This is a genomic window from Mitsuaria sp. GD03876 (genome assembly GCF_029840635.1).
In the GTDB taxonomy this organism is placed as follows: domain Bacteria; phylum Pseudomonadota; class Gammaproteobacteria; order Burkholderiales; family Burkholderiaceae_C; genus Roseateles.
The window spans coordinates 105,049-124,912 of the sequence record NZ_JAOCCU010000007.1; the positions used below are offsets into that span (position 1 = coordinate 105,049).

Annotated in this window: 19 protein-coding genes; 6 read left to right on the plus strand and 13 right to left on the minus strand. The window is 69.6% G+C overall.

The genetic code is table 11. The features are described from left to right. Positions 1–2: 2 nt before the first annotated feature. The 10 genes from gspE to gspG all read right to left on the minus strand — a co-directional run bounded on the left by gspE (position 3) and on the right by gspG (position 9,545). Complete coding sequence (gene gspE / locus N5D62_RS06535) at positions 3–1,436, minus strand: type II secretion system ATPase GspE (RefSeq protein ID WP_279756847.1); 1,434 nt, start codon at positions 1,434–1,436, stop codon at positions 3–5. Between the two features lie 13 nt (positions 1,437–1,449). After that, the gene (gene gspD / locus N5D62_RS06540) at positions 1,450–3,762 is read right to left on the minus strand and encodes a type II secretion system secretin GspD (protein ID WP_279756848.1); all 2,313 of its coding nucleotides are present in this window, start codon (positions 3,760–3,762) and stop codon (positions 1,450–1,452) included. Between the two features lie 2 nt (positions 3,763–3,764). Further along, on the minus strand, positions 3,765–4,631 hold the full coding sequence (gene gspN / locus N5D62_RS06545) for a type II secretion system protein N (RefSeq protein WP_279756849.1): 867 nt from the start codon (positions 4,629–4,631) through the stop codon (positions 3,765–3,767). Between the two features lie 3 nt (positions 4,632–4,634). Next, a complete protein-coding gene (gene gspM, locus N5D62_RS06550; protein ID WP_279756850.1) occupies positions 4,635–5,132 on the minus strand; it encodes a type II secretion system protein GspM in 498 nt (165 codons plus the stop codon). Beyond that, positions 5,129–6,343, minus strand: a complete 1,215-nt coding sequence (gspL, locus tag N5D62_RS06555; RefSeq protein ID WP_279756851.1) for a type II secretion system protein GspL — start codon at positions 6,341–6,343, stop codon at positions 5,129–5,131. The genes gspM and gspL overlap by 4 nt, the downstream gene beginning before the upstream one ends. Before the next feature lie 159 nt (positions 6,344–6,502). Then, positions 6,503–7,498 (minus strand): type II secretion system minor pseudopilin GspK, encoded by a 996-nt coding sequence (gspK, locus tag N5D62_RS06560; protein WP_279756852.1) that lies wholly within the window; start codon positions 7,496–7,498, stop codon positions 6,503–6,505. Beyond that, positions 7,495–8,172 carry a prepilin-type N-terminal cleavage/methylation domain-containing protein gene (locus tag N5D62_RS06565; protein WP_279756853.1) on the minus strand — a complete coding sequence of 226 codons (678 nt, stop codon included), beginning with the start codon at positions 8,170–8,172 and terminating at the stop codon, positions 7,495–7,497. Before N5D62_RS06565 ends, gspK begins: the two co-directional genes overlap by 4 nt. After that, positions 8,172–8,573, minus strand: a complete 402-nt coding sequence (gene gspI / locus N5D62_RS06570; protein WP_279756854.1) for a type II secretion system minor pseudopilin GspI — start codon at positions 8,571–8,573, stop codon at positions 8,172–8,174. The genes N5D62_RS06565 and gspI overlap by 1 nt, the downstream gene beginning before the upstream one ends. Beyond that, on the minus strand, positions 8,570–9,052 hold the full coding sequence (locus N5D62_RS06575; RefSeq protein WP_279756855.1) for a type II secretion system protein: 483 nt from the start codon (positions 9,050–9,052) through the stop codon (positions 8,570–8,572). The genes gspI and N5D62_RS06575 overlap by 4 nt, the downstream gene beginning before the upstream one ends. Before the next feature lie 61 nt (positions 9,053–9,113). Then, positions 9,114–9,545 (minus strand): type II secretion system major pseudopilin GspG, encoded by a 432-nt coding sequence (gspG, locus tag N5D62_RS06580; protein ID WP_279756857.1) that lies wholly within the window; start codon positions 9,543–9,545, stop codon positions 9,114–9,116. Between the two features lie 60 nt (positions 9,546–9,605). On the opposite strand from gspG, the gene N5D62_RS06585 reads away from it, so the two are divergent. Further along, a complete protein-coding gene (locus N5D62_RS06585) occupies positions 9,606–10,205 on the plus strand; it encodes a hypothetical protein (protein WP_279756858.1) in 600 nt (199 codons plus the stop codon). A gap of 29 nt (positions 10,206–10,234) precedes the next feature. Here the strand turns inward: N5D62_RS06585 and N5D62_RS06590 are convergent, their stop codons facing one another. Both N5D62_RS06590 and ilvA read right to left on the minus strand, forming a co-directional pair. Beyond that, positions 10,235–11,353: a nicotinate-nucleotide--dimethylbenzimidazole phosphoribosyltransferase gene (locus N5D62_RS06590; RefSeq protein ID WP_279756859.1), complete on the minus strand. Its 1,119-nt coding sequence runs from the start codon at positions 11,351–11,353 to the stop codon at positions 10,235–10,237. Positions 11,354–11,512: 159 nt separating this feature from the next. Then, entirely contained in the window at positions 11,513–13,099 is a 1,587-nt protein-coding gene (gene ilvA, locus N5D62_RS06595; protein WP_279756860.1) for a threonine ammonia-lyase, biosynthetic, read from the minus strand. Between the two features lie 450 nt (positions 13,100–13,549). On the opposite strand from ilvA, the gene N5D62_RS06600 reads away from it, so the two are divergent. Continuing rightward, positions 13,550–13,972, plus strand: coding sequence for an OsmC family protein (locus tag N5D62_RS06600; RefSeq protein ID WP_279756861.1), 423 nt, complete (start codon positions 13,550–13,552; stop codon positions 13,970–13,972). Positions 13,973–14,039: 67 nt separating this feature from the next. On the opposite strand, the gene coq7 is transcribed toward N5D62_RS06600, so the two are convergent. After that, positions 14,040–14,699 carry a 2-polyprenyl-3-methyl-6-methoxy-1,4-benzoquinone monooxygenase gene (gene coq7, locus N5D62_RS06605; RefSeq protein WP_279756862.1) on the minus strand — a complete coding sequence of 220 codons (660 nt, stop codon included), beginning with the start codon at positions 14,697–14,699 and terminating at the stop codon, positions 14,040–14,042. A 271-nt stretch (positions 14,700–14,970) separates the two neighbouring features. Between coq7 and N5D62_RS06610 the strand changes: the two genes are divergently transcribed. The 4 genes from N5D62_RS06610 (at position 14,971) to N5D62_RS06625 (ending at position 19,841) form a co-directional block, all read left to right on the plus strand. Beyond that, positions 14,971–15,987 carry a porin gene (locus tag N5D62_RS06610; protein WP_279756863.1) on the plus strand — a complete coding sequence of 339 codons (1,017 nt, stop codon included), beginning with the start codon at positions 14,971–14,973 and terminating at the stop codon, positions 15,985–15,987. A 320-nt stretch (positions 15,988–16,307) separates the two neighbouring features. Beyond that, the gene (locus N5D62_RS06615) at positions 16,308–17,369 is read left to right on the plus strand and encodes a porin (RefSeq protein WP_279756864.1); all 1,062 of its coding nucleotides are present in this window, start codon (positions 16,308–16,310) and stop codon (positions 17,367–17,369) included. 260 nt (positions 17,370–17,629) lie between these two features. After that, positions 17,630–18,607: an ABC transporter permease gene (locus tag N5D62_RS06620; RefSeq protein WP_279756865.1), complete on the plus strand. Its 978-nt coding sequence runs from the start codon at positions 17,630–17,632 to the stop codon at positions 18,605–18,607. Position 18,608: 1 nt separating this feature from the next. Continuing rightward, positions 18,609–19,841, plus strand: a complete 1,233-nt coding sequence (locus N5D62_RS06625) for a M20 family metallopeptidase (RefSeq protein ID WP_279756866.1) — start codon at positions 18,609–18,611, stop codon at positions 19,839–19,841. The last annotated feature ends 23 nt before the right edge of the window (positions 19,842–19,864 follow it).

Sequence of the window (19,864 nt, forward strand, 5' to 3'; positions counted from 1 at the left end):
GATCACTCGCGCGTGACCCGCAGCACTTCCTCTTCGGACGTCACGCCCGCGGCCACCAGCCGGTCGCCGTCCTCGCGCATCGAGCGCAACCCGTTCGCCCGCGCCGCCGCCAGCAGCGCCGACTCCGGCGCCTGGTTGTGGATCAGGCCGCGGATCGCGTCGTCGCAGACCATCAGCTCGTACACCCCCGTCCGGCCCTTGTAGCCGCTGCTCGCGCAGGCCGGGCAACCCACCGGGTGGTAGCGCGTGCCGCCCTCGGGCAGCGGCTCCGGCGACTTGCACACCGGGCACAGCTTGCGCACCAGCCGCTGCGCCAGCACGCCCAGCAGAGACGAACTCAGCAGGAAGGGCTCCACGCCCATGTCGGTCAGCCGCGTCACGGCGCTGACCGCGTCGTTCGTGTGCAGCGTCGCCAGCACCAGGTGACCCGTCAGCGAGGCCTGGATCGCGATCTGCGCCGTCTCGTAGTCGCGGATCTCGCCGATCATGATCACGTCCGGGTCCTGCCGCAGGATCGCGCGCAGCGCCTTCGCGAAGGTCAGGTCGATCCGCGCGTTCACCTGCGTCTGGCCGATGCCCGGCAGCTCGTACTCGATCGGGTCCTCGACGGTCAGCACGTTGGTCGTCGACGTGTCCACCGTCTGCAGCGCCGCGTACAGCGTCGTCGTCTTGCCCGAGCCCGTCGGACCCGTCACCAGCACGATGCCGTGCGGCTGCTGCGCCAGCCGCTGGAAGCGCTCCAGCCGCTCGCCGTCCATGCCCAGCGCTGACAGCGTGAAGCGCGATTCCGACTTGTCCAGCAGGCGCAGCACCGCGCGCTCGCCGTGCGCCGACGGCAGCGTGCTCACCCGCACGTCGATCGCGCGGCCGCCGATGCGCAGCGAGATCCGGCCGTCCTGCGGCAGCCGCTTCTCGGCGATGTCCAGCTCCGCCATGATCTTCAGCCGCGAGATCAGCGCCGCGTGCAGCGCCCGGTTCGGCCGCACCACCTCGCGCAACGTGCCGTCGACACGGAAACGCACCGAGCTCTCGCGCTCGTAAGGCTCGATGTGGATGTCGCTCGCGCCGTTGTTCGCGGCCTGCGTCAGCAGCGCGTTGAGCATCCGGATGATCGGCGCGTCGTCGGCGGTCTCCAGCAGGTCCTCGACCGCCGGCAGGTCCTGCATCAGGCGCGACAGGTCGACGGCGCTCTCGACCTCGCCGACCACCAGCGCCGCGCTGTCCTCGCCGCCCGCGTAGGCGGCCTGGATGCGCTGCGACAGCTCGGCCACGCTCAGGCATTCGATGCGCGCCGGCGCGTACACGCGCTGCAGCTCCGACAGCGTCGGCAGCGTCAGCGACGGCGACGCCCACAGCGTGCGCTGCTGGCCGTCGTCCTCCAGCAGCACCTGCTGCGAGCGCGCGACGGCGTAGGGAAGGGGATGGCGGCTGGCCATGGGCGGCTCCCGCTCAGCGGCCCTGCGGCGCGCTGGCCGGCGCGGCCGGGCCCGGCACCGGCGACGAGGCCGGATACACCGGCAGCGGCAGCTGGCTCGGCGACGTCACCGGCGGCGCGGAGGCCGGCTTCTCCGGCAGCATCGGCGCGCCCGTGTCCGGCAGCACCAGGTTGGACTTGGGCTGCACTTCCTGCTGGTAGGCGCGGATCGCGTCGTAGCGGTCCGTCGTCAACGCCGCCGCGCTCTCCGGCGTGCGCAGCACCACCGGGCGCAGGAAGATCATCAGGTTGGACTTCACCCGCTTGCGGGCCTGGTTCTTGAACAGGTTGCCCAGCAGCGGGATGTCGCCCAGGCCCGGCACCTTGTCCTCGCCGTCGGTGTACTCGTCCTTGAGCATGCCGCCCAGCACCAGCACTTGGCCGTCCTCCAGCGTCACCGAGGTCTCGACCGCGCTCTTGTCGAAGGTCGGGCCCTGCGTCGCGGCCGTCGCCGTCGCCACGACGCTCGAGTTCTCCTGGTAGACCTTCATCCGGACCGTGCCGCTCTCGCCGACGGTCGTGCGCACCTTCAGCCGCAGGCCGACGTCGCGGCGCTCGAAGGTCTGGAACGGGTTGCTGGTCGAGCTCGAGCTCGAGGTCTGCGCGCCGGTCAGCACCGGCACGTTGCTGCCGATCAGCAGGTCGGCTTCCTCGTTGTCCTGCACCACCAGCGACGGCGTCGACAGGACATTGGTGCCGCTGATCGAGCCCAGCGCGTTCGCCACCGCGCCCAGCGTGTAGTAGTTGCCGACCTTCTTCAGGAAGCCCAGGTTCAGGCCGGTCGGGATCTGGCCCGAGGACAGCGCGGCGCCGATGCCGGTGGAGGTCGTGGCGCTGACGCCCTGCGCGGCGGCGCCGGACAGGTTCAGGATGTTGCTGAAGCCGGTGCCGAAGTTGGTCCCCAGGCCCGAGATCACCGAGTCGCCCTTGTTGCCGAACAACTGGTTGAACTGCACGCCGAACTCGCCCAGCTTGCTGGCGTCGACCTTGACGATCAGGGCCTCGACGTAGATCTGCGCGCGGCGGGTGTCGAGCTGCTCGACGACGGCGCGGATCTGGCGGTACATCGGCTCCGGCGCGGTGATGATCAGCGAGTTGGTCGCCGGGTCCGCCTGCACGAAGCCGCCGGTGTTGACCTGCGCGGTCTGGCTGACCTGCGTGGAGCTGCCGGTGCTGGAGCTGCCGCTGCTGCTGCCCGAGCTCGACGAGCTGCCGCCGAACGATCCGCTGTTGCCCGCGAAGCTGTTGCCGGAGCCGCTGCTGCCGGTCTGCGCGCTGGCGAAGCTGCCGGTGCCGCCGCTGCCGCTGTTGTTGCCGGAGCCGCCGGCACCCGGGCCGGCGTTGTTCGTGTAGGCCGCGCGCAGCACCGTGGCCAGGCGCACCGCGTCGGCGTTCTTCAGGTAGATCACGCGGATCGCGCCGCCGCTGTCGGTGCCGGGCTGGTCGAGCTTGGCGATCATCGCGCGCAGCTGCGCCAGCTTGGCCGGGTTGGACGCCCGCACGATCAGCGCGTTGCTGCGCGGATCGGCCATCACGCTGCCGCCGCCCGCCGAGGCGCCTTGCACCACCGGCGCGCCCGGCGCGCCGGAGCCGCCTTCGCTCAGCCGCTGCACCAGCTGCACGATGTCCGAGGCCACCGCGTTGCGCAGCGGGATCACCTCGATGTCGGTGTTGGACGGCTGGTCCAGCGCCGCCACGATGCGGCTGATGCGCTGCAGGTTCTCGGCGTAATCGGTGATCACCAGGCTGTTGTTGCCCGGGTTGGCGTTGATCGTGTTGTTCGGCGTGATCAGCGGACGCAGCACCGCGACCAGGTTGTTCGCGTTCTCGTGGTTGAGCTTGAAGATCTGCGTCACCACCTGGTCGCCGCGCTGGCGCGACTCGCCGGCGATCGTCACCGCGCCGGTCTGCAGCTTGGCCTCGGCCTCGGGCACCAGCTTGAGCAACCCGCCGGCCTCGACCATCGAGAAGCCCATGCCGCGCAGCGCGGCCAGGTAGCTCAGGTAGGCCTCCTGCACCGGCACCGGCTGCTCGGCCGTCAGCGTCATCGTGCCCTTGACCCGCGGGTCGACCAGGATCGGCTTGCCCAGCGCCGCGGACATCGCGCGGGACACCGCCTCGATGTCGGTGTTGACGAAGTTCAGCGTGACCGGCGTGCTCGCGCGCACGGCCGGCTGTCGGCGGTTCTGCTGCGGATTCGACTGCGCGCTCGCCCCCAGGGGCAGGCTGCCCGCGATCAGGCTGATCGCCATGGCCAGCGCCGTCGGTCGCATCATGTGCTTGTTCATGCTCATCCCACCGAGATGATCGAGCGCGCTCCCTCGCGGCGCCCGATGATGTTCAACAAATTGGCCAATGCGGCCTCGCTCCCCGGGGCCGGCGTCGCCTCGCCCCGGAACTGCGGCCGCGCGCCCAGGGTGCCCTGGCCGCTGAGTTGCAGCGGACCCTGCTGCGTCATCAGGATCAGCTGCGGCGCTTGACCGCCGCCCACCACGCTCATCCGATAGCTGCCCAGCGGCGACACCTGCGCCAGCCGCGACGAGAAGTCGCGCAGCTCGAGCTGCGCCACGCCGCTCACCGTCACCGTCTTGCCCCGGCCGTCGAAGACGAAGCCCTGCGCGCTGATGGCGATGACGCCTTCGGGCGCCAGCGTGTTCCACGGCGTGCCCAGGCCGGCCAGCCAGCCGGCCGGCCAGCGGATCCAGGGCTGCTCCGGCGTCGCGTCGGGCAGCCGCACCGTCAGCCGGTCCATGCCCAGGCCCACGGTCACCGGGCTGCCCGGCTTCACGCAGCAGTCCTGCGCCAGCGTCAGACGCAGGCCCAGGCCGCCGTCGATCCACGCCGGACGCAGCGACCAGCCCAGCCGTTCGGGCAGCTCGCTGCCGTCGCGGCTGCCCGGGCCGGGGCTGAGGATCACGCGCGCGCTGCCGTTCCAGATGCTGCCGCGCGCATCGGCCAGCAGCAGCCGTTGATTCGTCATGCCGGCCACCGTCGAGGCCAGCCAGGCCGCCGGCGCCCACAGCACCACGGCCGTCAGCAGGCCCAGCACCGCGCCGAGCTCGGCCCATCGGAACGCGCGCACGAAGCCGGTCGCCGCGGCGGCGTTCGCGGCCTTCGCCGGCGTGCTCGCCCGGAGGGTGCGGGAACTGCGGGCCATCGCTCAGTTCCCCGCCGCGGCCGGCAGCAGCAGCGCGATCCGGCCCATGTAGCCCTGCGCGGTGGACTGCAGCTCGGCTTCCTGCGGCCGGGCGCGGGCGCCTTGGCGCGCCTCGCCGATCCACATCGCCAGCGCGGCGCCGGAGACGCCGCGCAGCCGCAACTGGGCCTGCGTGCCGGTGATCGTCAGCTCGGCCTGCGGGCCCAGCCGCGCGGTCGCGGCGCGCAACGCGGCGGCCGACTGCTCGGCCGACACCGGCACCGCCTGCTTGAGCGCCTGCGTCTGCTGCGCCATCGCGCGCATCTGCCGCAGCTCGCGGTCGAGCCGGTCGAGCTCGCCCGGCGCCTTGCTCAGCGTGGACCAGGCCGGCGCCAGCGCGACCAGCCACAGCAGCAGCAGCCCGATGAAGGCCGCGGCCACGCGCGCGATCAGGCGCTCGCGCGGCGCGGCGGCGGCCCAGCGGGCCTCGAGGTCCCGGCGCATCGTCGTGAGGCTGTTCATCGTTGATCCGGTCGCAGGCTGAGTTGAAGCACGTCGCCGTCCTCGGACACGCGCAGCGTGGCGTCCTGGCCGAGGCGCTCGCGCAATTGCGCGCGCTGCGGCGGCGCGAGGCCGGAAAGTTGCAGGCGTCCCTGCTCGAAGCGCAGGCCCGTCAGCGGCGGCTCGCCCGGCGGCGTCACGCGGGCGACGGCGGCGAGCAGGTCTTCCAGGTCGCCCGGTCCGACCTGGCCGGCGCCGCCGCGCAGCGCCTCGGTCTCGCGCAGCATCTGCGCGCGGGCGTCGCGGATCACGCGCACCTGTGGGAAGCTCTGGCGCAGTAGCGCCTCCTGTTCGGCCTTGCGCGCGTCGATCGCGCGGCCTTGCTGCCACGCCATCGCGTTCAGGCCGATGACCTGCACCGCCACCAGGCCGACGACGCCCCAGCGGAACGGCCGCCAGGCCGGCGTCTGCAGCGTCTGCCACACGCGGTAGACACGCTGCCAGCCGCGCTGGCGCGGCGTCAGGTCGAACTGGAGCAGGTTGATCGGCGCCTGGCGCGCGGCCCAGGCCCGGTCGGTGTCGTTGACGACCTGCACCGGACGGCCAAGCCATTGCTCGGCGTCGGCGGCGGCGGACGGGCTCGCGGTGACCGTCGCGTCGGTCCACCAGGCATCGCCCAGCCAGCCGCGCAGGCCGCCGCTGTCCAGCGGCAGCGTCGCGACGCCGTCGGCGCGCGTCACGCGCAGCCGCGGCCGGTCGTCGGCGCCGGTGGACACGTGGCCGCCCATGGCCGCCTGCGGCCACGACAGCGGCAGCAGCGAATCGGCCGGCAGGCCGGCCGCCTCGAGCGCCGCGAGGTGGGCCCGCAGCGGTTCGCGCGCGGTCACGGCGACCCAGTGCGTCCGGACGTCGGCCTCGGGGCTGTCGAGCAGCGCGAGGTGCAGCCGCTCGGCGTCGTCGAGCAACTGGTCCTCCATCACGCCGACGACCGCGCCGCGCAGCTTGGCGCCCTTGACCTTGGGCAACTGCGCCGGCAGCCAACTGAGCGCGTCGTCGCCGATCAGCGCCATCACGCGGTCGGCGCGCGGCATCGCGGCCAGCGGCGCGCGCTCGCCATGGCCCCGTGCATGGGCCGGCGCTTGCGCGTCGTGGCTGAACCAGTATTCGTAGTCTTGTGCGCCGGCGTCGCTCTGAGGCGGATTCGCGGGCAGCAGGATGAGCAGGGTACTCATGAGATCGCGGATTCTAGGAGGGCTTGCGTGACGGTTCGGCGCCTCGCGCCTCCGAACAAGCCCCTAGTCGCGCCTTTACGTCTGCGTGCATCCCGTCCCTCGTGTGTCCAGTCGTGTCAATGCCGGCATCGGGACCGCGCGCGGTCCCGGTGACGGGGGTCAAGGCGTGGCTCCGTTGCCGCCGCCGGCGCCGGACGGCAATCCGGCCTGGCGCTGCAGCCGCTCGCGGTCCAGCACGATCATGTCCAGGCCCCGCCGCTGCACCAGCGACCGCTGCGCGAGCACGCGGTCGTCCAGTCGCAACTGGCCCTCGACGAAGAAGAAGTCGCTGGTGAACCCGGTGCGTTCGGTGCTCAGTTCCAATCCTTGCGGAAGGTAGGGTTTGACGTCCTCGAGCGTGCGGAACGGCTTGGCCTGGCGCGCGCGGACGATGCGGTCGGCGCTGCCCACGTCCATGCCGTCGAACAGCGCGGTGATCACCTCGCGCGAGGCCGTGTTCAGGTTCACCGGCGTTGGCTGCGGCAGGATCACCGCGAGCGAGCGCAGCCGCGCGGCCTGCTCGTCGCTCAGGCCCAGCCAGCGCAATTGCTCCAGCCGCGCCGGCAGCAGCGGCACCCGTCCCTGCGGCGCGCTGGCGGGATCGACGGCGCCGATCAGGGTGGCCCGCAACTGCTCGGCGAGCGCCGCGTTCAATCCCGCGGCCTGGAAGATCCGCGCCGCGACGCGCAGGTCTTCCGCCTGGCCGCGGACCAGGTTGCGCAGGTTGAAGCGCGACTGCGCGTCCTCGATGTGGCCCGACAGGAAGGCGTCGGGACCGGCATCGGCGGACTTGTTGTCGTCGGTGGACAGGAAGCTCGACAGCCGCGCCTCGGCCAGCGGCACCGCCCAGACCTCGCCGAGGTGGTCGACGTTGTCCTTGTTGTTGGCGCGCTTGTCCTCGCGCAGGATCAGCCGCGCCCAGTCGAGCGCGCCCTGCAGCACCCAGTCCGCCTGGGCGCGGCCGCGGTCGGCGGCCTCGATCTGGATGCTGCGCGCCTGGCGCCACAGCATCGCGGCGGCGAGCGTGGTCACCAGCACCACGATCAGCAGCGCCGTCAGCAGCGCCGCGCCGCGCTGGCGGCGCGGACGAAGCGGGGAGGGGAGGCGCGCGCTCATGAGCCGTTGCTCTCCACCGGCACCTCGCGGATCAGCTCGCCGCGGTAGCCGCTGCCCTCGGCGAACTGGATGCGCACGCGCACGCCGGTCGGCACCACGCGGCGCGTCACCGTCTGGCCGCCGCCCGGATCCGAGGCGCTCGGCGAGGGCGGCTTGACCGCGGTCACGTCGTCGCTGGACTGGGCGTTGCTCCAGCCGTTGCCACGGAAGAAGTACATCTGCCAGCCGGCGATGCCGTCGAGGCCGGGTTGCGCGCGCAATTCCTCGGCGCTCAGCTGCTGGCTGCGGAACCAGGCGTCCTGCAAGGCGTCGCGGGTGCCGGCCGGCGCCGATTCCCAGCGGCTCAGGCGGCCTTCGCGCAGCTGCCAGACCACCAGTTGCAGGCCGGTGTCGCGACGCCGCGTCAGGCGCAACGTCGCGCCGTCGAACGCGAGCGCGGGAATCTGGCTGCTGTCCTGCACTTCGCGCAGGTCCAACTCCCATTGGCGCACCAGCGTCTGCAGCGTCTCGGCGCGTTCCATCGACGCCTCGTTGTGCGCGCGGCTGGTCGTCAGCGCCGACACCGCCCGCCATGCCATCACCGACATCACCGCCATCACGACCAGCGCGACGACGACCTCGATCAGCGTGAACCCGCGCGCCGAGCGCCGGGAAGAACGTGCGGCGCGCCGCATCAGTAGCGCCCCACGATGGTGGTGATGGTCAGCAGCGGCCGGTTCTGGTCGTCGAAGACCTGCGCCTCGACGCGGCGGAAGTTGGGATTCGGCGTCGAGCGCACCGCCATCTTTCCGGAGAAGTCGCGACCGAGCTGCGTGCAGCTGAAGCTGTTGTCGCCGACACCGGGGAAGGCCTTGGTCAGCCGCATCTCGGTGAGCTCGTTCTCGGCGCACCACTGCGCCAGCGAATTGACCGCGAGGCGGTCTGCATTGGAGGTCATCGCGCCCGCGGCGCGCAACCCGGCGGCCAGGCACAGCGCCACGATCGTCAGCGCCACCAGCACCTCGACCAGCGTGAAGCCGGCGGTCGGGCGAAGGGCCAGGCCTTGCCGGCGCGGGAAGCGGCGGGGGGCGGTCATGCGCCTCCCTTGGCGATCGCGAACGGCCGCAGGCCGTCGGTCTGGAGGGTGATGCGGTGATCGCCGCGGATCAGGGTCACGCGTTGCGCGCCGATCAGCGGTTCGGGGCCCAGGCGCAGCGTGCGTCCGTTGGCGGTGGCGCCCTGGATCTCGACGATCGGCGCGTCGCCGAGCCACGCGCGATCCAGCGACAAGCGCTTGACCAGGTTGGGCGGCAGGCCGGTGATGCGATAGCCGCCGCCTTCGTTGGCGGGCTCGGGCATCCAGCGCACGTCCAGCGACGCCGCCCGGGCCTCGGCGCGCGCGGTCTCGAGCACGGAAGCGAGATGGAGCGCCTCGCGTTCGAGCTGCACGTCGGCGCGGTCGCGCACCGCGACCGCGACGGTCGCGCTGGCGATCGCCACGATGGTGATCGCCACGATCAGCTCGATCAGCGTGAAGCCGCGCGGGCGCGCACGGCGGGACGAACGCGCGCGCACGGCTCGAGGCGGTCGGTGAGGGATCAGGACTGAGGCCTGAGGCGAGCGGCGGGCCGCGCGCTCATTCCCAGGAGCCGATGTCGGCGTCGTTGCCTTCGCCGCCCGGCTTGCCGTCGGCGCCGAGGCTGTAGATGTCGACCTCGCCCTTCAGGCCGGGGTTGTCGTACTGGTACGGATTGCCCCAGGGGTCCTTGGGCAGCTTCTCGATGTAGACCTTCCAGTTCGGAGCGGCGGGCCCGTTGGTCGGCTTGGCGACCAGCGCGCCCAGGCCCTGGTCGGTGCTCGGGTAGCGGCCGTTGTCCATCTTGTAGAGCTTGAGCGCCTGCATCAGCGTGTTCACGTCGGAACGCGCCGCGGTGCGCCGGGCCTCGGAAACGTGGTTCATCACCGCCGGCACGACCACCGCGCCCATGACGGCGACGATGGTGATGGCGACGATGAGCTCGATCAGCGTGAAGCCGCGCGCGCGGCGCTGGGACAGGGGTCGGCGCATGATGTGCAATCCTTGCGAAGCCGCCCTCGGCGGCCTATCGCGCTGCATCATAATCGTCGGATGCATGCACGATGGTTAAGCTTCGTCGTCTGGGCGCTGCTGGCGGCCAGCCTCGCGTATTGGGCTTTGGCGCTCATGGCCAAGGGGCCTCAGGCCCCCGCGATGACCCACGCCGCTGGCGGCGAAGGGGCAGTCGTTGACTGGACGAGGCTATTCGCTGCTGCAAAGATGGCAGAGGCGCCTGTCGAAGCCATGTCTTCCCGCTATCAATTGCTTGGGGTTGTCGCGCCGACCACGAATGGCCGCCATGTCGGTGAAGGCGTCGCGCTGATCGCCGTCGCGGGCGGAATGCCCAAGCCGGTGCGCATCGGACAGGTCCTCGACGGCGATCTGAAATTGATCGAGATCAACCGACGGGACGTCGGCCTCGGCGCCGGCGGCGCGGTCACGGTGCGATTGAGCCTCGCGCCCGGCGCGCCGGGCGCCGAAGGCACGCCGATGCCGCCGCCGCAGATGGTGCCCGGTGGCGGCATGGCCCCGCCGCCGCCCAACTTCAACATGCAGCCGCAGGCGGGGCCGGAAGGGCTCGTGCCTCCCACGGCCGTGACGGGCGTCCTGCCCCAGCCGCAGGGCGACGGCAGCGCCAATCCCAACAAGTAAGCGGCGACGCGGCGTCCGGGCCGGGGCCCTCAGTACTTCGTGCCGAGCGTCGATCGGCCAGGGCCGGTCGGCAGGGCGCCCGGGTTGCTCGGCCCCGTGTCACGCAGGTCCGAGGGCCGGCTGTGGATCGAGCCTTCCGGCAGATCCTGCACTTCGGTCAGCAGCGCCGCGGCGCACTTCACCAGCGGCCACGCCAGCGTCGCGCCGGTCCCGTCGCCGCACTCCATGCCGAGCTCCAGCAGCGCCGCGGCATGGAACAGCTGCAGCGCCTCGTCCAGGCCGCGGTGCGTCGTGCTGCGGCAGAACACCGCATAGTCGGTGACCGGCGGCGCGATCATCGACGCCACCTTGAGCGCCGCGCAGGCCGGCATGCCGTCGACCAGGATCAGTTGCCGCTTCGAGGCGGCGACCAGCATCGCCCCCACCATCACCGCCAGCTCGTAGCCGCCGAACGCGGCCAGCACCGCCATCGGTTCCTCGACGTCGCGATGCCGGGACTGGGCGCCCTGGAGCACCAGCATCAGGTGCGACAGGTCCTCATGCGGCATGTCGGGACCGGAGATGACGAAGTCCTGCACCGGCATGTCCATCAGGCGCGACAGCACCAGCGCCGACGCCTCCATCGAGCCTTGCCCCAGGCCGGCGCACGCGATGACGTTACCGGCCAGGTTGTCGGAGATCTCCATGCCCACCCGCACGCCGGCGTGCGCCTGCTCCAGCGTCATCGCCGGACCGGCGCGCGAGTTGCGCGTGCCGTGCGCGATCTTGCGCGCGAGCAGCCGTTGCTGCGGGCTCAGCGGCTCGGCGATGCCGCAGTCGACCACCGTGACATGCATGCCCTGGCTGCGCGCGAAGACCGTGGACGGCAGCCGGTGCTGAAGGGCGAGCAGGGCCTGCTCGCGCGTGCTGCGGCCGTTGGGCAGCGCGATGCCGTCGACGGCCAGGCCGTGGTCGGCGGCGAAGAGCACCAGCGTCGGGTCGCGGAATCGCGGCGTCTGCGTGTTCTGGATCAGGCCCAGCCGCACCGCGAGCGGTTCCAGCTCGCCCAGCCGGCCGGCCAATGCGCAGCGGCGTTCCAGGCGCTGGCGCAGGGCGCGTTCCAGCTCCGGATTGGCGGTCGGCGAGATGAGGGACTGATGAATCGACATGGGGATCGCCATTCTGGGCCCGTGCCGCGCGACGGCCATTGGCAATTGCCCCGTCGGCCGGCGTCTGCCCCTTGTCCCGGGGGCAGTCGCTGGTGACGATCGGTAACGGCGGCGACCGCATCGTCACCGGCGCCTCACCGCCGCCGCACCGCGCCGCGGTCAGCGCAGGAACAGGCGGTAGACCGGGTTGTCGGTTTCCTCGGTGTACGGGTAGTTCAACTGGTCGAGGAAGGTCTTGAACGCCTTGCCGTCGCCCTTGGGAACCTGTAGCCCGACGAGGATGCGACCGTAGTCGGCGCCCTGGTTGCGGTAGTGGAACAGGCTGATGTTCCATTCCGGATTCATGCTGGAGAGGAAGCGCATCAGCGCGCCGGGCCGCTCCGGGAAGATGAATCGGAACAGGCGTTCGTTCTCGGCGAGCTCGGTCCGCCCGCCGACCATGTGCCGGACATGCTGCTTGGCCAGTTCGTCGTCGGTCAGGTCGACGGTCGGGAAGCGATGTTTCTCGAAGCTGCGAGCCAGCTTGTCCACCTCCTCGCGCCTGGAGATGGAGACGCCGACGAACACATGGGCGTCGTCCCGGTCGGAGATGCGGTAATTGAATTCGGTGACGCTGCGACCGCCGACCAGTTCGCAGAAGCGCCGGAAACTGCCGCGCTCCTCGGGGATGGTGACGGCGAACAGCGCCTCGCGTTCCTCGCCGACTTCAGCGCGCTCGGCGACGAAGCGCAGCCGGTCGAAGTTCATGTTGGCGCCGCAGGTGATGGCGATGTAGGTCTGGCCCTTCGTGCCGTGCTGCGCCGCGTACTGCTTGATCGCCGCCACGCCCAGGCCGCCGGCCGGCTCGAGGATGCTGCGCGTGTCGACGAAGACGTCCTTGATCGCCGCGCAGACGGCATCGGTGTCGACCAGCACGTAGTCGTCGACGAGCTCGCGGCAGATGCGGAAGGTTTCTTCGCCGACCAGCTTGACCGCGGTGCCGTCCGAGAACAGGCCGACGTCGGTCAGCGCCACGCGCTTGCCAGCGCGCACCGAGCGCACCATCGCGTCCGAGTCCTTGGTCTGGACGCCGATGATCTTGATCTCCGGGCGCACCGCCTTGATGTAGGCCGCCACCCCGGAGATCAGCCCGCCACCGCCGATGGCGACAAAGATCGCGTCGATCGGGCCCGGATGCTGGCGCAGCAGCTCCATGGCGATCGTCCCTTGTCCCGCGATGACGTCCGGGTCGTCGAACGGATGGACGAAACTCAGGCCCTGTTCGCGTTCGAGCTCCAGGGCGTGCCCGTAGGCGTCGGTGAACGATTCCCCGGCGAGCACCACTTCGCCGCCGAGCGCCTGGACCGCGTCGATCTTGACCTTGGGCGTGGTCACCGGCATCACGATGACGGCGCGGCAGCCCAGTTTCCTGGCCGACAGCGCCACCCCTTGCGCGTGATTGCCGGCCGACGCGCAAATCACTCCCCGAGCCAATTGCTCGGGCACGAGATTTGCCATCTTGTTATATGCGCCCCGCAGTTTGAAGCTGAATACCGGTTGCTGGTCCTCGCGTTTCAGCCAGACCTTGTTGCCAATGCGCTTGGAGAGATTGCGGGCGGCGTCGAGGGAGGTTTCCTGCGCGACCTCATACACCTTCGCGTTAAGAATCCGTTGCAGATAGCTTTGATCCGCAGGGAGTAACGCCGGGGCTTGCGCCGATGGGCGCGTCGAGGTGGATTTGCGCGATGCGCGGCGGGTGCCGGCCATGGAATTCCCTCCAATTCCCCCTTCCGCGCGGGACGCGCCGGAAGCCGGGGCGGACGATCATGCCAGGGTTCGCCGGGGCCGCGATGCAGGCCGGGGCGCGGTGCGCGGCCGCGTGTTCGCGATTGGAGGAGCGAGCGTTCGGACGAAAAAAAGCCCGAGGCTTGTGGCCTCGGGCTGAATCCACCATGGAGGCGGTGGAGGAGACAATCGGCGCGAGGGCTGACCCCACTGCCGGGGTAGCGCTATCGCATGCCTAGAATTCTAGGGCGATGCATGTTGCGCTGCAATATTTTTCGGGCGCCGGACGCTGGAGTCTGGTCTCTAATGCGCAAAATCACCGCCAGAGTGGGTGGCTTGCCCATCCGAGAGCGAAAGAATTGGGGTCGGAGTGGTTGGCGAGGTGCCGTCCATGGCCCTGGCGGCTGGCGCCGCGATGACGAGGAACCACGAATGGAATGCACGATCAACTGGATGGGCGCCGACGGCATGAGCTTCGTCGCCGAGACCGGCAGCGGACACATGATCAACATGGATGGTTCGCCCGATGGCGGCGGTCGCAACCTGGCGCCCCGGCCGATGGAAACCGTGCTCGCCGGAACGGGCGGCTGCACGGCCTACGACGTCGTGCTCATCCTGAAGCGGGGGCGCCATGACGTCCGGGGCTGCCAGGTGAAGCTCAGCGCGGACCGCGCGGAGTCCGATCCGAAAGTGTTCACGAAGATCCACATGCACTTCGTCGTGACCGGCAAGGGCCTGGCTCAGGTCGCGGTCGAGCGCGCTGTGCAGCTGTCGCACGAGAAATACTGTTCGGCCAGCATCATGCTGGCAAAAACCGCTGAAATCACCACTTCGGTGGAGATCGTGGAAGGCTGAACCACCCAATGGATGGGGAAGAAGGGGGCGCCGAGGGCGCCCTCACGTCCATGTCGGCTTGGCGATTTCAGAGGTGATGCGCGGTGCGCGTCATCACCTTGGCCGCGAGGCGCATCAGGCCACGCACGGGTGCGGGCAGGTCGATGCCGCCACGAGCTCGCGCCTCCTCCGCATGGCGCGCTTCCTCTTCCTTCATCTGAGCAACGATCGCGCGCGACTGCCGGTCGCCTTCGGGCAGTCGGTCCAGATGGCTCGCAAGGTGCGCTTCGACCTGGCGTTCGGTCTCGATGACAAAACCCAGGCTGACCTTGTCCCCGACGAGCCCGGCGACCGCCCCGATCGCGAAAGCGCCCCCGTACCAGAGCGGGTTCAGCAGGCTCGGGCGGTCGTTCAGCTCGCGCAGCCGGCCCGCGCACCAGGCGAGATGATCGATCTCCTCCTGGGCGGCGTGCTCGAGGTGCAGGCGCAATTCGTCGTCACGCGTGCTCAGCGCCTGGGCGCGATAAAGCGCCTGGGCGCAGACCTCGCCGACGTGATTGACGCGCATCAGCGCCGCCGACTGCCGGCGCTGCGACTCGTCCAAGGCGTCGTCGGGCGCCGAGGCCGCGGGCGCCGGTCGCGCCATTGGCGCGACGCCGGCCAATGTCTTCAGGCTCTGGTCCAGCGTCGATATCCAGAAGTCCGCACGGGAAAGAATGCGCGTCGGGCGCGTGGGCTGAAATGGCATCTTGAGCGCGAGCCGTGGCAATGGCGACGCAGTTTAGAAGGGCGTGGTCAAGCAGTTCGACCGCCTCGGCTGATCCTTTGTGCGAATGCGTGATGACACAATTTTTTAATCTCATACGCGTTGCTTCGATCCAACGAAATCAGGACTTTTACGGGGTGGCTGCTGGTCAGGTGTGATCGGACCTGTTGCAATACGCCACAGCTTCATTGCAGGAGCTTGGTTTGCGGACGATGTACCGACCGCAGCCTCATTGAAGATCTAGGAGTCTCTAATGAAGAAATCTCTCGTCGCGCTGGCTGTGCTGGCTGGTTTCGCCGGTGCCGCTTCCGCTCAATCGTCGGTCACCCTGTTCGGCGTGATCGACGTCGCAGCTCGTTACACCAAGGCCAACGGCCAGGACACCAAGCAGCTCTCCAACGACGGCAGCAGCTCCAGCCGTATCGGCGTGCGCGGTGTTGAAGACCTGGGCGGCGGCCTGAAGGCTGGCTTCTGGCTGGAAGGCGCCCTGTCCGCCGACACCGGCACCGCCGACAGCTCGCGCTTCTGGGGCCGTCGCGCCTCGGTGAGCCTGATGGGCGACTTCGGTGAAGTCCGTCTGGGCCGTGGCAAGACCTCGACCCGCCTGGTCGTGGACGACTTCGACGTCTACACCACCACCGGCCTGGGCGACGTGACCCGCACGTACAGCATGCTGGGTTCGAACCTCGACACGTTCAACCGTGCCGACAACCTGGTTCAGTACTTCCTGCCGGCCGACCTGGGTGGCGTGTACGGCTCGTTCGACGTGGCCGCTGGTGAAGGCACCGACGGCAAGAAGTCGTTCGGCGGCCGTCTGGGCTACAAGCAGGGCGACCTGAACGTGGCCGGTGGCTATCAGACGACGGACTCGCTGAACTCCAAGTTCAAGCAACTGTCGCTGGGCGCCAGCTACGACTTCAAGATCGTGAAGGTGCAAGGCCTGTTCTCGCAACTGAAGTTCGGTTCGCGCAAGCAGAACATCTACACGATCGGCGCCATCGTCCCGGTGACGGCTGCAGGTTCGGTCACGGCTCAGTACACCAAGGCTGAGACCAACGGTACCGCCGACTCGGTGGTTGCTGCCCGCGGCGATGCCCAAGCGTTCACCATCGGTTATCAGCACAACCTGTCCAAGCGCACCGCGCTGTACACGACGGCTTCGCTGATCGACAACGACAACTCGACCTTCCGCGTTGCCAACAATGCCGTCCCGGCCCTGTACGGCATGAAGTCGGGCGGCATCGACGTCGGCATCAAGCACAGCTTCTGATCCCTCCGGATCACACGCTCTGCGTAGAAAGCCGCCCTTCGGGGCGGCTTTTTTCATTCCGGTCCACGCAGGCAACCGCCGCCTTTCGCCCACCGCGCCACAGGCCGGTGCCGGGCCTTGCCCGACGCCGAATCAAGCACTGTCATCGCAACGCACTGTTGTTGATTTTGTAGAGAGTGATTGCGGGTTTTCCCTCTGACGGGTCGTCACGAACTTGACAGGGTTTGCTCGCGTGGGCGATGTGCAACACAAAGCGTCTCCGTCGGGGGCCTTCGCTGAGAATCGATCTCGGCGATCAAACCAAACAAAGGAGACATCACATGAAGAAAGCCGCCTTGGCGCTGGGCATCCTGGCAGCCAGCACCAGCGCCGCCTGGGCCCAGTCGACCGTGCAGCTGTACGGCATCGTGGACGTCGGTCTGCGCTGGACCAGCAACGCCAACGCCGGATCCTCCGAGAAGCAGGTGATCCCCGGCGGCATGTCGCAAAGCCGTCTCGGCATCAACGTGACCGAGGACATGGGCGGCGGCCTCAAGGCGATCGCCAACCTGGAACATCGCCTGAACTCCGACACCGGCGCGCAATCCGCCACCGAGTTCTGGCGCCAGTCGTGGGTCGGCCTGCAGTCGGCCGACTTCGGCCGCATCACGCTGGGCCGCCAGTACAACATCCTGTTCGACATCTACACGTCGACCTACGCCTCCTTCAAGTACTCGCCCTACATCGAGGCCTACAAGCCCGAGATCGGCCTGTCCATGGGCGCGCGCCAGGACAACATGGTCAAGTACCTGATCGAGTCCGGCCCGATCCGCGGCGAACTGCAGATCTCCGCCGGCGAAGGCAACTCGCAGAACAAGTCCTACGGCGGCCTGCTGCGCTACGCCGACGGCCCCTTCGCGGTGGGCGGCGCCTACCTGCAGGTCGAGGACACCCTGGGCAAGAAGGTCAAGGGCTACACGGCCGGTGGCGGCTACACCGCCGGTCCGCTGTACGTGAACCTGTCCTGGGCGAGCAACAAGTTCGACCAGGGCGGCCTGCTCGGCGCGGCCTACACCTCCGGCCTGCTGGGCAACGTGCTGAACGCCGCGGCGAACGACGTGAAGAAGCGCGACATGATCTCGGTCGGCGCCACCTACCAGCTCACGCCGCAGTTGAACCTCGGCGGCCACTACTGGTACGCGACGCAGACGCATTACAGCGCCGCGCTGTCCAACACGAAGAGCAAGGGCCACTACCTCGCCTTCGTCGCCGACTACGCCTTCTCCAAGCGTACCGACGCCTACGTCGAGCTGGACTACACGAAGCACAACGGCGCGGTCCGCTTCGCCAACAACGCCGAAAAGCGCGGCGGTGCCATCGTCGGCATGCGTCACCGCTTCTGATCGGCCTCGGCCAGGGGAGTCGGCGCGGCATCGCGCTCGCGTCCTCTCCCGCGAAACCGCCTTCGGGCGGTTTTTTCGTTTCCGGACGACGGTCCCGGCGACGTCGCGTTCAAGCTTCGTTAAGGAGTAACCCACTTGCCGGGGGCGGGACGCTCCTCGATGATCGTTCACTTCTGAAGTGCCTCGCCTCCGGGGTCAGGTCGTGCCAGGGCCCGGGCCACGAGCCCCAACGCCCAAGCCGTCGCCGGAGGCCTTCGTCCATGCTGGTTTTCATTCTTCGCCGCCTGGCGCAGGCCGTCGTCGTCATGCTGACGGTGGCCTTCATCGCCTTCATGCTGTTCCAGTACGTCGGCGACCCGGTCAACAACCTGCTCGGCCAGGACGCCACGCCGGAACAGCGCGAGCAACTCCGCAAGGACCTGGGCCTGGATCAATCCTTCGCGGTGCAGTTCGCCCACTTCGCGGCCAACGCGGCACAGGGCGAGTTCGGCGTCAGCCTGAAGCAGGGCCGCAAGGTCTCCGCGCTGATCGCCGAGCGTTTCCCGGCGACGCTCGAGCTGTCGGCGACGGCGGCGTTGATCGCGCTGGTCTTCGGCATCCCGCTCGGGGTCTACGCGGCCTTGCGGCGCGGCAGCTTCGGCTCGCAGGTGCTGATGACGCTGTCGCTGCTCGGCGTGGCGCTGCCGACCTTCCTGATCGGCATCCTGCTGATCCTGGTCTTCGCGGTGCAACTGGCCTGGTTGCCGAGCTACGGCCGGGGCGACGTCGTGATGCTTGGCACCTGGAGCACCGGACTGCTGACCGCCGACGGCCTGCGGCACCTGCTGCTGCCCGGGATCACGCTGGCGGTGTTCCAGCTGACGCTGATCATGCGCATCGTGCGCGCCGAGATGCTGGAGGTGCTGCGCGCGGACTACATCAAGTTCGCCCGCGCCCGCGGCCTGAGCGACCGCACGATCTACTTCGGCCACGCGCTGAAGAACACGCTGGTGCCGGTCATCACGATCACCGGCCTGCAGCTGGGATCGCTGATTGCCTTTGCGATCATCACCGAGACCGTGTTTCAATGGCCCGGCATGGGTCTGCTGTTCATCCAGGCGGTGCAGTTCGCCGACATTCCGGTGATGGCCGCCTACCTGTGCCTGATCTCGCTGATCTTCGTCGTGATCAACCTTGTCGTCGATCTGCTGTACTTCGCCGTCGACCCGCGCCTGCGCGTGAGCGGCGGTGCGCATTGACATGAGCGATCCCCAGCACCTGGCCGCTCCGGCGGCAGGCACCTACCAACGGCTGTTCGAGTCGCGCGGCGAGCTCGTCGCGCTGCGCCGCGAGCTGCACACGATGCCGGAGCTGGGGTTCGAGGAGCACCGCACCGCCTCCCGCATCGTGCAGGCGCTCAAGGCGTGCGGCGTCGACGAGATCCACCAGGGCATGGGCCGCACCGGCGTCGTCGCGACGATCCACGGCCAGCCCGCGCCGGCGGGCGCGCCGGGCGCCGCGCCCCGGCTGATCGGCCTGCGCGCCGACATGGACGCCCTCCCGCTGCGCGAGCAGAACGACTTCGCCTGGCGCTCGTCGACACCGGGGCTGATGCATGCCTGCGGGCACGACGGCCACTGCGCGATGCTGGTCGGCGCGGCGCGCCACCTGGCGCAGACGCGGCGCTTCAGCGGCACCGCGGTGCTGGTGTTCCAGCCCGGCGAGGAAGGCTACGGCGGCGCCCGCGAGATGATCGCCGACGGCCTGTTCGAGCGCTTCCCGGTCGAATCGATCTACGCGATGCACAACTGGCCGCACCTGCCGCCCGGCAAGATCGGCCTGAACCGCGGCGCGATGATGGCCGCCGCCGACCGCGTGAACATCACCATCATGGGCCGCGGCGGGCACGGCGCGCATCCCCACCTGAGCGTCGATCCGGTGCTGATCGCCGGCCACGTGATCACCGCGGTGCAGAGCCTGGTGTCGCGCAACATCGCGCCGATCGAGCAGGCGGTGGTCAGCCTGTGCTCGATGCAGGCCGGCGAGCCCAGCGCCTTCAGCGTGATCCCCGAGATGGCGCAGCTCACCGGCACCGTGCGCAGCTTCAAGCCCGAGGTGCAGCAACTGCTCGAGGAACGGATGACGCGCCTGGTCGAATCGGTCGCGCTGGGCTTCGGCGCCAGCGCCAAGGTCGACTACCAGCGCCTGTACCCGGCCACCGTCAACAGCGCCGCGCAGGCCGACTTCGCCGTCAACGTCGCGCGCTCGCTGGTCGGCGCCGAGAACGTCGACGACAAGCTCGTGCCCAGCATGGGGTCCGAGGACTTCGCCTTCATGCTGCAGGCGCGGCCCGGCGCCTACCTGCGACTGGGGCAGGGCGGCCCGTGCGGCCTGCACCAGCCCCGCTACGACTTCAACGACGAGATCCTGCCGCTGGGCTCCGCGCTGTTCGCGGCGCTCGTCGAGCAGGGCCTGCCCCTGGCGCCCCATTGAGCGGCGCCGGCCGCCGCCCGCCA